The sequence below is a fragment of the Streptomyces sp. NPDC060209 genome (genome assembly GCF_042728155.1).
Classification (GTDB): Bacteria; Actinomycetota; Actinomycetes; order Streptomycetales; family Streptomycetaceae; genus Streptomyces.
In genome coordinates this window covers 15708-28673 of the sequence record NZ_JBHWZS010000011.1, presented here as the reverse complement: position 1 = coordinate 28673, position 12966 = coordinate 15708, and the positions used below count along the sequence as shown (strand labels likewise).

Sequence of the window (12966 nt, the reverse complement as noted above, 5' to 3'; positions counted from 1 at the left end):
GATGTCCACCACCACAACCACCGTGCGGGCCCGGCGCCGCCCACCCCGGGAGCAGGCCGGCTCACCACTGCTCCTCGGCCACGGCCGACTGCCCCGCGTCCTGGCCGGCACCGCACTCACCGTGATGGCGGCCGTCTGGCTGCTGCCGCTCCTCTGGGCGGTGGCCACCTCCGTCCAGAGCGAGCAGGACGTCGCCAAGCCGGGCCTGTCACCCTTCAAGGGCGCCTTCACCCTCGATGCCTTCCAGCAGATCCTCGAACGCGGAAACGTCACGGTCTGGGCGGCCAACAGCTTCCTCGTGGCCGGACTGGTCACGCTGATCACCGTCGCGATCTCCACGCTGGCGGCCTACGGCTTCTCGCGGGGCACCTTCCGGGGCCGCCGTACCCTGCTCACCGTCACCGTCGCCGCCGTCATGGTCCCGCCGCAACTCCTCGTCGTACCGCTGTTCGAACAGATGCTGATGTTCAACCTGGTCGACACCTACGCGGCGATGATCCTGCCCCAAGTGGTGGCGCCCATGATGGTGTTCATCCTCAAGAGGTTCTTCGACGGCGTCCCCCGGGAGCTGGAGGACGCCGCCCGGCTCGACGGCGCGTCCGAGGTGCGGGTCTTCCTGTCGGTCGTGCTTCCGCTGTCCCGGCCGATCGTGGCAGCCGTCTCGATCTTCGTGTTCATCGGTGCGTGGAACAACTTCATGTGGCCGTTCATCGTCACCAACGACCCCGGCCTGATGACGCTCCCCGTCGGACTGGCCACCGTCAAGGACGCCTTCGGTATCCAGTACGCCCAGGCCATGGCCTCTGCTCTGCTCGCGGCGCTGCCGCTGGTCGTGGTGTTCCTCCTCTTCCAGCGTCGCATCGTCAGCTCGGTGGCCACCACCGGCCTCGGCGGATCCTGACCCTGCCTCTTTCCTCCCTCCGTACCACCCGGGACCGGCCGCCGCCGGTCCGCCGACTCACTGGAGCATGTGTGCCCACTCACTCCGTACCTCGCCCGGAGTACCCGCGACCGCAGTTCGTCCGTCGCGACTGGCTCAACCTGAACGGCCTCTGGCAGTTCGAGACGGACCGGGGGGACAGCGGTCTCGAGCGCGGTCTCCTCACCCGTGACCTGGACGGGCAGATCCTCGTCCCCTTCCCTCCCGAGTCCGAACTCTCCGGAGTCGGCGACACCGACTTCCTCGAGGCCGTCTGGTACCGGCGCGTCCTCACGCTGCCGGCCGACTGGGCCGGGCGCCGGGTCCTGCTGCACTTCGGAGCCGTCGACCACGACACGACGGTCTGGGCGGACGGCACCGAGGTGGCGCGCCATCGCGGCGGCTTCACCCCGTTCACCGCCGACCTGGGGGACGTCGCGGGCTCGGGGCAGGACGTCGTCATCACCGTCCGGGCCCGTGATCCCCGCTCGGGCCCGCAGGCCCGCGGCAAGCAGGCGATCCAGTACGCCAACCACGACTGCAACTACACGCGTGTTACCGGGATCTGGCAGACCGTCTGGCTCGAGCCGGTCCATCAGGTGCACCTGAGGCGTCCGCGGATCACCCCGGACCTGGCCGGGTCCGCCTTCCACCTGGAACTCCCGCTGTCCGGTAACCAGCCGGGCCACCGGGTACGCGCCGTCCTGAGCGACGGGGACGGAGAGGTGTGCCGGGCGGAGGCACGCGCCGACCTCGACCTCGCACCCCGCCTCCACCTCCCCGTTCCGGCGGACAGGAGGCGCGAGTGGGGTCCGGACGACCCGCACCTGTACGGCCTCCGGCTCGAACTCGTCGACGAGCAGGGGGAGGTGCTCGACACGGTGGACAGTTACGCCGGACTGCGCGCCGTCGGCCTGCGGGGCAAGGCGGTCACCCTCAACGGGCGCCCGCTCTTCCAGCGGCTCGTACTCGACCAGGGCTGGTACCCGGACGGGCTGATGACGGCCCCCACCGACGAGGCGCTGGTCCGCGACATCGAGCTCGCCATGGACGCCGGCTTCAACGGGGCCCGGCTCCACCAGAAGGTCTTCGAGGAGCGCTTCCTCTACCACGCGGACCGCCTCGGATACCTGGTCTGGGGCGAGTTCGGCGACTGGGGCTGCGAGACGGGCGGGTCGTCGGGGAACAACCAGCAGCCCGACGCCTCCTACGTCAGCCAGTGGCTCGAAGCCGTGGAACGCGACTACTCGCACCCCTCGATCGTCGGCTGGTGCCCGCTCAACGAGACGTACCAGAAGCTGCACGACCGCATCACCGGGCTCGACGACGTCACGCGGGCCATGTTCCTGGCCACCAAGGCACTGGACGCCACACGGCCCGTGATCGACTCGTCCGGCTACGCCCACCGGGTCGCGGAGACCGACATCTACGACTCCCACAGCTACGAGCAGGACCCGGAGGCCTTCCGGGAGCAGATGGCCGGCCTGGCCAAGGGTGAGCCGTTCGTCAACGCCTACGAGAACGGAGCAGCCTACTCCCAGCCCTACCGGGGACAGCCGTACTTCGTGAGTGAGTTCGGCGGCATCTGGTGGGACCCGGAGGCCGCCGCCGCACAGTCCGGTGAGGACCGGACCGCCTCCTGGGGCTACGGCGAGCGGGTGCGGAACGAGGAGGAGTTCCACGCGCGCTTCAGCGGCCTCACCGGTGTGCTGCTTCAGGACCCCGCCATGTTCGGCTACTGCTACACACAGCTGACCGACGTCTTCCAGGAGCAGAACGGCATCTACCGCTTCGACCGCGGCACCAAACTCGACGTGGAACGCATCCGCGCCGCCCAGATACGCCCCGCCGCGATCGAGGAGCAGGACGGCCGCTAGCCCGATCGGACGGAGGCCGGCCCGGGACCTCCCGGAGCTGCCTTCGTCCGACCGGTTTCCACGTCACACACAGTCGGTGTCGACGGCCGCGGACCGGCTCAGGGCAATGCCCTGCTCGACGGGCAGGGAGGAATCGCGCTCCCAGGCGGACCAGGAGTCGACGAACAGGCCCACCTGCTGGCCCAGCAGGGCCCCGACGAAGACCAGCAGGGAGCTGGACACCCCGCCGCCGCAGTAGGCACCGACCTCGTGGCCGCCGATCGCCCGACGGGACAAGAACCACTTGCGCAGTTCCGTCGGCGATCGGAGCAGCCCGTCGGGAGCGACGAGTTCGGTCGAGTGGGCGTGGACCGCGTGCGGAATGTGTCCCGTCCTCCGGTCGTCCACCACACCGTTGTACGCACCGGCCGACCGTGAGTCGAGCAGTGTGCCGTAGCTCGAGATCTCCAGGACATCCGCGATCCCTAGGACGCGACGGCCGCCGTCGGGGGGATGTACCGGTTCGAACCGGTCGTCTGCCGCGACAGGTGTCGGCGCTGCCCGGAGACGGGCCGTCGGGCCGCCCGCACGGACCCAGGCCGGCAGACCGCCGTCCAGCACGCGCACCGAACGAAATCCCGCCCAGGTGAGGACGAACCACGCCCGGGTGGCTGATGACAGCTCCTCGATCCGCCGGGTGTACAGCACGAGGTCGTCAGCAGGCCCGATCCCCCGGGCCCGCAGGGTGGCACGCACCGTGGTGCGGTTCGGCAGCGGCAGGTGGCCACCGGCGGCCGTAGGGGTACCGGCGAAGTCGGCCTTGACCGAGGTCCGGAACGCGCCGGGGATGCTGCCAGAGACCGGATCCGCTCCTTCCGCCATCGTCCGCCAGGGTGTTACCTCCATGAACACGGACCGATGCCGCTGGGCGTACGCCGTCGGAGCGTCGACGACCCGGTCAGTCCCGGCCGGCGTCATGCCAGCGATCCCGAGGCATGCGGGACGAACACCACCGGGAGGCTCTCCTTGAGGGCGTTGTAGATGCGGCACCGCTTCTTGTACTCGGTGACGAGCACGTCGGCGGTGACGTTGTCGACGCCGTCGATGAAGCACTCCATGATGAGAGTGCCCAGGTAGTCTCCTGCGGCCTTGCGCTCGATCCGGGCGAAGATCTCGACCTGCCGATCCGGCTGCCCGCTCTCGACGAAGTCCTGACGGAACGCGTTCAGGGCGCAGGAGACGAGCGAGGCGACGAGCAGGTCGAGCGAGCTGGCTTCCTCGCCCGGGCCCCCGCCGCGTACCGAGCCGTCCGACATGATCTCGAAACCGGGCCCGCCAATGACGTAGCGGCCACGGACGTCGGTGGTCCGACCGTGCAGATTACTGGTCACGGTTGTCTTGTCGTTCATCGCGGGATTCTAGGCGCGTGGCGAGTGGCCGATCGCGGAGTCCGGAATCTGGACACCGGTCGTGGTCGCCACCCTCAGTTGGTCCGCCAGCAGTGACACGACACGGGTGAGCGAGCGGTTGTCCTCCTGCAGGACGACGATCCGCTGTTCCAGCTCCTCGACCCTGGCGAGCAGCTCACGCTGGCCCGGCCTGCGCTGCTGGCGTCCGACCGGGGGCGTTCGCGGTTCTCCGCCGTCTCCGTGGCCGTCGGCGGATTCGTAGTCGTAGTCGTAACTGCCGTCGTCGTAGCGTGCGAGCCACTTGCGCAAGGACTGGGGGCCCACCTCGAACTCTTCGGCGACCTCGCGCACGATCGAGCGGTTCTGGGGATCGTCCCGGCGCCGCTGCTGCACGCGTTCGACCGCGCGTTGGCGAATCTCGTCGCTGTACTTCCTGTCAAACACCACGTCGGCTTCCCCGTTCAGGAGACTGCAACACTGCTGTCACGATACTTAAAGCGTACTCGTGACACCATATCGGCTACGAGACACTCGCACCTAGGAAGTATCGCGCCACTTCCCGGCGCACACTCCGGGCCAGGCCACATTTCAAGCCTGACCAGGGGAAGTCCTGGTACGGGTGATCGGCTGAGCGGAGCCGAACACGTCCTCGTCGCACAGGCCATGGAAGCTGCTTCGCAACTTCATACGCATCGGATACATCCATCAGAGAGAGACAGGCGCATAGCTACGTAGCGCTGCCCGCTCGCAAATAGCAACGCCACCGCTGAGCACTCATCTCTGAGTCGATCGAAGGGAAACAACAGGTCGTGTCCAGTTCACGCCGGTGGCGCTGGCTCGCCGCAACGGCCGCCGCACTGTCTCTCCTTGTCACCGCCTGCTCGGGCAGTGACGGGCAGAGCGTGGCCGGAGCGAAGGTCGCCAAGAAGGACCGCTACGGAGGAACACTCAACATCGGTCTCAGTGCCGACACCGGTGGTGTCGACTCCGCCGTCGTCAACCAGGTCTGGCGCACCGTCGCTCGCGCCTTGGCCGACTCGTTGGTCTTCTACAACCCCGAGACCAAGCAGGTCGAACCATGGCTGGCCACGAGCTGGACCGTGAGCGACGACGCACGGCAGTACACGTTCAAGCTGCGTGACGACGTGACTTTCCACGACGGCACCAAGCTCACCGCGAAGGTCGTGAAGGCCAACCTGGAGAGCCTGAACCGGCCGGGTATCCACTCCAGCGCCAAGACCGTCGTGCAGGGCATCCGTACGATCAAGACGCCCTCGGAGCACGAGATCACCGTCGAGTTCGCCGAGCCGAACGCCGCCTTCCTGGTCTCGCTGTCGCGTGCGTACGTCGGCATCGTCTCGCAGAAGACGGCCGAGCTCCCGGTGGAGGAACGGCAGAAGTGGCTGGACGGCTCCGGCCCCTTCTACCTGGAGAAGTACGTCCCGAACCAGAGCATCGTGCTGAAGAAGCGTGATGACTACGGCTGGGCGCCGAAGTACTTCGAGCACGACGGTCCGGCCTACCTCGACGAAGTCGTCTACAAGATCATTCCGGAGGACTCGGTCCGCAACGGCGCGGTCATCGGCGACGAGGAACTGCAGTTCATCTACTGGGTGAACGCGAAGTACCTTCCGCAGTTCAAGAGCGCCGGGCTGACGATCTCGAAGACGCTCAACCCGGCGACCGGGACCGAACTGCCGGTGAACACCTCGTCGAAGTTCCTCAAGGACGTCCGTGTCCGGCAGGCACTGCAGGTCGGAACCGACCGGGACGAGTTCGTCAAGATCGACTCGGGTGGTGTCGACCAGGCCGCGACAGGCCCGCTGAGCAAGGACAACCCCTACTACTCCGACCAGAGCGCACTGCTGAAGTACGACCCGGAGCGGGCCAAGTCGCTGCTCGAGCAGGCCGGCTGGACCAGGACCGGCTCCGACGGCATCCGTGTCGACGCCGACGGGGAGAGGCTGTCGCTGCGCGCACCGGAGGACGACCCGGGCTGGCAGGTGCTCCAGGACCAGTGGAAGAAGCTGGGCATTGAGCTCGTCCTCGACCCGCCGCTGCCTGCCGAGGCGAACGAGAAGCTGCTGAGCGGCGACTACGACATCGCCTACTGGTACGCGTCGTCGCCCGACCCGGACGTGCTGCGTGCCAACTACGGCACAACCACAGGGTCGAACCGCAGCTTCATCGCGGACGGCGACAAGAAGGGCCAGGAGCTCGACCGGCTCCTCCAGGAACAGAACCAGACCATCGACAAGGCCGAGCGCCAGAAACTGGTCGACGAGGCCTCGCGCATCCTCGTCGAGCAGGCATACGACATCCCCGTGTCGAACGACGTCGACATCTGGGCCCACTCGCCCCGGCTGCACGACATCACACCCGTCGGCCTCGACCAGTACCTGATCAATGCCTGGCTCACGAAGAAGTAGACCGATGTCACGATATGCTCTTCGGCTCCTGTACGGCGTCATCGTGGTGTGGGGTGCGTTCACCGGAGCGTTCTTCCTCCTGTACATCGTGCCGGGTGACGCGGCGGGCGGTCTCACGGCCGGCGCCGACGGCGCCGACGTCAAGCAGCTCCTGGCCGAGCAGCGTGAGTTGCTCGGCCTCGACCGCCCGGTGTACGTGCAGTACTGGGACGCTCTGACCGGAGCCCTCCACGGCGACTTCGGTCAGAGCATCTACCAGCGCCGGCCTGCGGTGGAGGTGTACTTCGAGTCCTTCCCCGAGACGCTGAAGCTGGCCTTCCTCGGCCTGCTGCTCGCCGTCGTCCTGGGAGTGACGCTGTCAGTGGTCATCGAACTGGCCGACTGGAAGTGGGCGCGCGAACTGCTCATCTCGCTGCCGCCGGTGGCGGTGTCCCTGCCGCCCTTCCTGATCGGCCTGGTCCTGCTCCAGCTGTTCGCCTTCCAGCTGCACTGGATCAAAGCGGTCAGCGACCCGGGTTTCGCCGGTCTGCTCATCGCCTCGGTGGCGCTCGCCGTCGCCGGAGGCGGCAGCATCTCGCAACTGCTGACGGCCAATCTCCGCGGCGCTCTGACCTCACCGTACGTGGAGACCGCTCGCAACTGGGGGCTCAGCCAGTTCGACATCGTCGTCCGGCACGCCCTGAGGAACGCTGCACTGCCGGTCATCACGTCGCTGGGAACCACCGTCGGCGTGATGGTCGGTGGGACGGTGCTGACCGAGACGGTGTTCTCCCGGCTCGGCGTAGGACGGCTCGTGGTCGACGCGGTCAACGGACGGGACATGCCCGTCGTCCTGGTCGCGGTCACGATCAGTGCGGTGATCTTCGTCGTCGTCAACCTCGTCGTCGACGCGCTCTACCCGCTGCTCGACAAGCGGATCCGATGGGACGGGTGACATGACGGCCCTCGAAGTGAAGACTCAAGACACGCCGCCCCCCGAAGGAAAGGCATCGGTACCACCGGCGACGCGCTCGCCGAGGCTGGGCGCCCACCTGGCCGAACTGCTCCGCTCGCCCGGACTGCTCGCCGCGTACCTGTGGGTCGCCGTGATCCTGGCCGCCGCGATCCACCCAGGCCTGTTCGCGCCCGGCGACCCGCTCCGGCAGGACGCGTCGCACATGCTGCTGAAACCGGGCCTCGACCACCTGTTCGGCACCGACGACTTCGGCCGCGATCAGTTCACCCGAACCGTGTGGGGCACCCGGCTGTCGCTCGAGGCGGCCGTGATCGCGGTGCTCATCGGCCTGGTGAGCGGTTCGTTGCTCGGTCTCGCGGCCGGCGCGCTGCGAGGCAAGGCCGACAGCATCCTGATGCGGATCATCGACATCATGCTGGCCGTGCCGAGCCTGATCGTCTCACTCGCGATCATCTCCGCCCTGGGGCGCGGCACACTCAACATCGCCATCGCCATCGGCATCAACAGCACAGCGGGGTTCGCCCGTCTGATGCGGTCCGAGGTCCTCAGGGTGAGCAACGCCAAGTACGTCGAGGCCTCGGTCTTCACCGGGCACGGCTACGTCTACCGCCTGTTCAGGCACGTCGTACCGAACGCGTCGCGCTCGGTACTGGCCGCGGCCACGATGGACATCGGCACGGCGATCCTGACGGTTGCCGCGCTGAGTTTCCTGGGTCTGGGCGCGCCCCCGCCGACGCCCGAGTGGGGCCTGCTGGTGGCCGAGGGGCGCACGTTCATCGGAGTCCAGTGGTGGCTGAGCCTGCTGCCCGGCCTGGTGATCGTGCTGACCGTGCTCGCGGTCTACCGCATCGGCAGATCGTTCAACCGAGGGAGGACCCGTGTCGTCGCCTGACCATGGGAGGACCGCGCTGCTGAGTCTGCGCAACATCAGTGTCGAGTTCGCGCTGCCCGGCCGCGCCACGACTCCCGTTCTCGACGACGTGAGCCTCGACGTCCCGGCGGGATCGATCCGGGCCGTCGTCGGCGAGTCGGGGTCGGGCAAGTCCACCCTCGGCCGGGTCGTCACCGGCACCCTCGCCGAGAACGGGCGCGTCACCGCGGGCGAGGTGGCCCTCGACGGCCGTGTCCTCACCGGGCTGTCCCGACGGCAGTACCGGTCCGTCCGGGGCAAGGAGATCGGCTACATACCCCAGGACGCGCTGCTCGGCCTGAATCCGTTGATACCCGTGGGTGTCCAGGCCGGGGAAGCGCTGCGCGCCCATGGCCTGGCCACCCGCGCGGAGCGCCGCGAGCGGGTCGTCGACCTCTTCGCGAAAGTGGGACTGCGCGACCCCGGGAAGGTGTACGCACGCTATCCGCACGAACTGTCCGGGGGGATGTGCCAGCGGGTGCTGATCGCCGCCGCGATGAGCACCCGTCCCCGGCTGCTGATCGCCGACGAGCCCACGACCGCGCTCGACGTGACGGTGCAGAAGACGATCCTCGATCTGCTGTCGAGCCTGGTGGAGACCGACGGCCTCGGGATCCTGCTCGTCACCCATGACCTGGGGGTCGCTGCCGAGCGGGCCGACGACATCGCCGTGGTGAAGGACGGGCGCATCGTGCGCAGCGGGCGGACCGACGACGTCGTCGCCAACCCCGGGGACCCGTACACGGAGAGTCTCCTGCGCTCCTCCTCGCTCGGGTTCTCCGGCCCGCGGGCCGCGACCGCCCGACTGGAGTACTCCCGCACCGTGCCCGAGGACTCCCCGGTGGTGGTGAAGGCCGAGGGGGTCGTGAAGACCTTCACTTCCCGTCGTGCCCCGGACACCGTCACGGCGGTGTCCGGGGCGACATTCCAGGTGCGAAAAGGAACCACGCTGGGGATCGTCGGTGAGTCGGGGTCGGGCAAGACCACTCTGGTACGCATCCTCGCCGGCCTGACCCCGGCCGACGCCGGATCGGTCGAGATCGACGGCGAACCCGTCGTGCACCACCGGCGCGGCGCCGGGCAGGCGGACCTCTACCGCAAGGTGCAGATGGTCTACCAGGACCCCTACGCGTCCCTGAACCCCAGAGCCACGGTCCGCGCGATCCTCGACGAGCCGCTCACGGGTCACCGGTACGGCTCCGCGCAGGAACGCGCGCGCAGGATCACTGAGCTCCTGGAGGTCACCGGACTGCCCGCCTCGGTCGCCGACCGGTACACGGCCGAGCTGTCGGGTGGCCAGCGCCAGCGGGTGGCCATCGCCCGCGCGCTGGCACCACGTCCGGACGTCGTCGTCCTGGACGAGCCAGTCTCCGCCCTCGACGTGACCGTGCGGCGCCAGATCCTCGACCTGCTCGATTCGCTGCAACGCGAGCTCGCCCTGACGTACGTCTTCATCTCGCACGACCTCGGTGTGATCGCCGAGGTCTCCGACGAGATCGTCGTCCTGCACCACGGGCACATCGTCGAGCGCGGCCCCGCCCTCCACGTCCTCACCCGGCCACGGACCGACTACGTCAAGCAGCTCTTGGCGTCGATCCCCGGCGCGGCGGAGCCCGCGGCCCTGCCCTCGTAAATCCGCGACAGACAGACAAGGACCACACCCATGCCCGAGCGACAGCTCCACCTGGGCTACATGCACTGGTTGAACGGCACGCACTGGGGCGGCTGGCGGCACCCGGACGCACCCACGGCGCAGGCCTTCGAGCTGGAGTACGCGACCAAGGCCCTGCGCCTGGTCGAGGACGCGAAGTTCGACTTCTTCTTCCTCGGGGACACGCTGCCCGGCGACATCGTCAAGGAACAGTGGATCACCACCCACAACACCGGACGCCTGGAGCCGTTCACCCTGGCCTCCCAACTAGCCCTGCACTCCTCGAAGATCGGGCTCGTCGTCACGGCGCACCCCACGTTCTACGAGCCTTACATCCTGGCCCGGCTGACGGCCTCCCTCGACCACCTGAGCGGCGGACGGCTGGCGTGGAACGTCGTGCTGGGCGCGTCCGACCTGGCGGCCAAGAACTTCAGCCTGCCGGACCTGGGCGGTGCCGCCCGCTACGAGCGCGCGGACGAGTTCATCGACGTCACCCAGCGCCTGTGGGACAGCATCGAGCAGGGCGCCTACCTCCAGGACAAGAAGCGCGGCCACTACATCGACGAGGCCAAGGTCCACCGGCTCGACTGGGAGGGCCGGCACTTCCAGGTATCCGGCACGCTGCCGCTCGAACGCCCGCCGCAGGGCCACATCCCGCTGCTGTACGCCGGCGCCTCCGAGCTCTCCCGCGAACTGACCGCGAAGTGGGCCGACGTCAACTTCACCGGCCCGGCCACACCGGAGGACTCGATCGCGTTCAACACCGACGTGCGGCGGCGGGCCGAGCGCCAGCGCGGACGCGTCGACCCGATCTTCTTCATGCCGGGTATCACCCCGCTGATCGCCGACACCCGCGCGGAGGCGGTCGACCTGTACGAGGAGCTGAACGAGCTGCTCCCGTACGACGACGACATCGTCGAGGGTGATCAGGACGAGGCGTTCTGGGCGGGGCCGGACGGGGCCGCCGTCGCCGCCTCCACCTTCCCGCTGCCCAAGGGCGTGCGCAGCGTCCGCTCCCTGTCTGCGCGGGTCGGCACCGATCTGAGGCCGCTCGGCATCGACGGCACCGTCAAGGCGGACACCGCCGAGCAGTTCAACGCCTACGGCCGCAAGCTGCTGAGGGCGCTCGCGGAGCGGACCGGCCGTAGCGTGGACAACGGCGGGGTCCGGGTCAGGGACGTGCTGGGAGCCTCCATCGCCGGGAACTTCCCCCTGGTCATCGGTACGGCCGAGCATGTCGCCGACATCCTCATCGACTGGTTCGACCGGGGCGCCGCCGAGGGCTTCAACATCAGCTCGCCCTTCCTGTGGGACCAACTGGAGCGCTTCACGAGCCAGGTGGTGCCGATCCTCCAGGAGCGCGGCGTGTACCGCACCGACTACACGACCGACACCTTCCGCGGCCACTTCGGCCTGGACGTCCCCCCGAACCGCTTCGCTGCCAAGAACAAGGAGGCCGTCGCATGAGCGGTCGACGCACCCTCCGTCTCGGACTCGCGGCCTACGGCACCGGCTGGGACCTGGACGCCTGGCGGCTGCCGGAAGCCACCAGCTTCGGCCTGCGCGATCCGAGCGTCATCCTCGACATCGCCCGCACCGCGGAGCGCGGCAAGCTCGACTACGTATTCGCGGGCAGCGCCCTCGGCAGCGAACCCGACCGCCTCAACCGGATCTTCCGCTGGGACAACTTCGTCTACGCCGGCCACGCCGCGGCGATCACGGAGAACCTCGGGTTCGTGATGTCGGTGAACTCCTCCTTCGAGCATCCCTATTCGGTCGCCCGGCAGCTGGCCACTCTGGACAACTTCAACCGGGGACGTACCGCGCTGAACGTCGTCTTCGGCATCGACCGCGACGGCGACCCGGTCGGCAACTACGGCAAGAACCCGGTGCCCACCGAGGAGACGAAGTACGCCCGCGCCCGGGAGTTCACCACGGTCGTCAACCGGCTGCTGCACGACAGCTGGGACGACGACTTCCTGCTCGACGACAGGAAGGGCGGCACCCTGGTGAGGCCCGGCTCATGGCGCGAGATCGACTTTCACGGTGAACACTTCGACGTACGCGGCCCGTTGAACGTCCCGCCGCCGGTGCAGAGCCATATCCCGATCGTCCAGGTGGGCCTCTCCGAGGAGTCCCTGCGCTACGGCGCCGACTTCGCGCAGCTGCGCTTCTCACCGTATTTCGGGATCGACCGCGGCAAGGAGGAGTACCGCAGGCTCAAGGAGCGCGTCGCGGCCAACGGGCGCGATCCCGAGAAGTTCAAGATCATCCCTGGGATCACCTTCTACCTCGCCGGCACCGTCCGGGAGGCGCAGGCGAAGTTCAACGAGATCAACGCCTTCCAGCTCACGGAGGCGTTGCCGGCCGCGTTCTCCGAGGCGCTCGGCGTCGACCTGTCACGGGTCCGCGACAGTGAACGCGTCCTCGACGTCGTCGATGTAGAGGAGATCGGCGACGACGCGCTCAAGCCACTGATCAGCGACCGCGCACGCGATGTGAAGAACGACCGCGAACTGCTGCGGCAGATCCTCGCCACCCGGATCGGCGAGGACGCGACCCTGCGCGAGCTGTACCACTACGTCCAGCGCGCCCGGCACGAACAGCAGCCGGCCGTCGTCGGTGACGCCCGGACCATCGCCGACTGGCTGGAGGAGAACTTCGAGGAGCGGGTCCTCGACGGCGTCCAGCTGTTCCCCCCGTACCACCGCGGACCGGCCGACCTGTTCGTCGACCTCGTCGTACCGGAGCTGCAGCGCCGCGGCATCTTCCGGACCGAGTACGAGGCGTCGACCCTGCAGGGCCTGCTGGACACCGACGACGTCCATTGAGGAGAA

At 68.3% G+C, this 12966-nt stretch carries 11 protein-coding genes; 8 read left to right on the top strand and 3 right to left on the bottom strand.

The window, feature by feature from the left end:
- The first annotated feature begins 1 nt into the window (after nt 1).
- Together ACFWFI_RS04110 and ACFWFI_RS04105 are read left to right on the top strand one after the other, a co-directional pair.
- Complete coding sequence (locus ACFWFI_RS04110; protein WP_387385197.1) at nt 2-901, top strand: carbohydrate ABC transporter permease; 900 nt, start codon at nt 2-4, stop codon at nt 899-901.
- Between the two features lie 71 nt (nt 902-972).
- Nucleotides 973-2796, top strand: coding sequence for a glycoside hydrolase family 2 protein (locus tag ACFWFI_RS04105; protein ID WP_387385194.1), 1824 nt, complete (start codon nt 973-975; stop codon nt 2794-2796).
- A 63-nt stretch (nt 2797-2859) separates the two neighbouring features.
- On the opposite strand, the gene ACFWFI_RS04100 is transcribed toward ACFWFI_RS04105, so the two are convergent.
- The 3 genes from ACFWFI_RS04100 to ACFWFI_RS04090 all read right to left on the bottom strand — a co-directional run bounded on the left by ACFWFI_RS04100 (nt 2860) and on the right by ACFWFI_RS04090 (nt 4631).
- A complete protein-coding gene (locus ACFWFI_RS04100; RefSeq protein WP_387385192.1) occupies nt 2860-3657 on the bottom strand; it encodes a sulfurtransferase in 798 nt (265 codons plus the stop codon).
- A gap of 92 nt (nt 3658-3749) precedes the next feature.
- Entirely contained in the window at nt 3750-4184 is a 435-nt protein-coding gene (locus ACFWFI_RS04095; RefSeq protein WP_387385189.1) for an OsmC family protein, read from the bottom strand.
- A gap of 9 nt (nt 4185-4193) precedes the next feature.
- Complete coding sequence (locus ACFWFI_RS04090) at nt 4194-4631, bottom strand: hypothetical protein (RefSeq protein ID WP_387385187.1); 438 nt, start codon at nt 4629-4631, stop codon at nt 4194-4196.
- A gap of 362 nt (nt 4632-4993) precedes the next feature.
- Between ACFWFI_RS04090 and ACFWFI_RS04085 the strand changes: the two genes are divergently transcribed.
- Genes ACFWFI_RS04085 through ACFWFI_RS04060 form a run of 6 tightly spaced genes read left to right on the top strand, consistent with a single transcriptional unit; the run spans nt 4994 to nt 12960 of the window.
- On the top strand, nt 4994-6613 hold the full coding sequence (locus tag ACFWFI_RS04085) for an ABC transporter substrate-binding protein (protein ID WP_387385185.1): 1620 nt from the start codon (nt 4994-4996) through the stop codon (nt 6611-6613).
- A gap of 4 nt (nt 6614-6617) precedes the next feature.
- Nucleotides 6618-7547 (top strand): ABC transporter permease, encoded by a 930-nt coding sequence (locus ACFWFI_RS04080; RefSeq protein ID WP_387385183.1) that lies wholly within the window; start codon nt 6618-6620, stop codon nt 7545-7547.
- A 1-nt stretch (nt 7548) separates the two neighbouring features.
- A complete protein-coding gene (locus ACFWFI_RS04075) occupies nt 7549-8460 on the top strand; it encodes an ABC transporter permease (RefSeq protein WP_387385181.1) in 912 nt (303 codons plus the stop codon).
- Complete coding sequence (locus tag ACFWFI_RS04070; protein WP_387385179.1) at nt 8447-10111, top strand: dipeptide ABC transporter ATP-binding protein; 1665 nt, start codon at nt 8447-8449, stop codon at nt 10109-10111. Before ACFWFI_RS04075 ends, ACFWFI_RS04070 begins: the two co-directional genes overlap by 14 nt.
- Nucleotides 10112-10141: 30 nt before the next feature.
- On the top strand, nt 10142-11596 hold the full coding sequence (locus ACFWFI_RS04065; RefSeq protein ID WP_387385177.1) for an NtaA/DmoA family FMN-dependent monooxygenase: 1455 nt from the start codon (nt 10142-10144) through the stop codon (nt 11594-11596).
- Nucleotides 11593-12960: an NtaA/DmoA family FMN-dependent monooxygenase gene (locus ACFWFI_RS04060; protein ID WP_387385175.1), complete on the top strand. Its 1368-nt coding sequence runs from the start codon at nt 11593-11595 to the stop codon at nt 12958-12960. Before ACFWFI_RS04065 ends, ACFWFI_RS04060 begins: the two co-directional genes overlap by 4 nt.
- Nucleotides 12961-12966 lie beyond the last annotated feature (6 nt).

Coding starts and splice junctions, on each gene's coding strand:
- ACFWFI_RS04100 (WP_387385192.1), bottom strand. CDS start 3,657: ATGGCGGAAGGAGCGGATCCGGTCTCTGGCAGCATCCCCGGCGCGTTC.
- ACFWFI_RS04095 (WP_387385189.1), bottom strand. CDS start 4,184: ATGAACGACAAGACAACCGTGACCAGTAATCTGCACGGTCGGACCACC.
- ACFWFI_RS04110 (WP_387385197.1), top strand. CDS start 2: ATGTCCACCACCACAACCACCGTGCGGGCCCGGCGCCGCCCACCCCGG.
- ACFWFI_RS04075 (WP_387385181.1), top strand. CDS start 7,549: ATGACGGCCCTCGAAGTGAAGACTCAAGACACGCCGCCCCCCGAAGGA.
- ACFWFI_RS04065 (WP_387385177.1), top strand. CDS start 10,142: ATGCCCGAGCGACAGCTCCACCTGGGCTACATGCACTGGTTGAACGGC.
- ACFWFI_RS04060 (WP_387385175.1), top strand. CDS start 11,593: ATGAGCGGTCGACGCACCCTCCGTCTCGGACTCGCGGCCTACGGCACC.
- ACFWFI_RS04080 (WP_387385183.1), top strand. CDS start 6,618: ATGTCACGATATGCTCTTCGGCTCCTGTACGGCGTCATCGTGGTGTGG.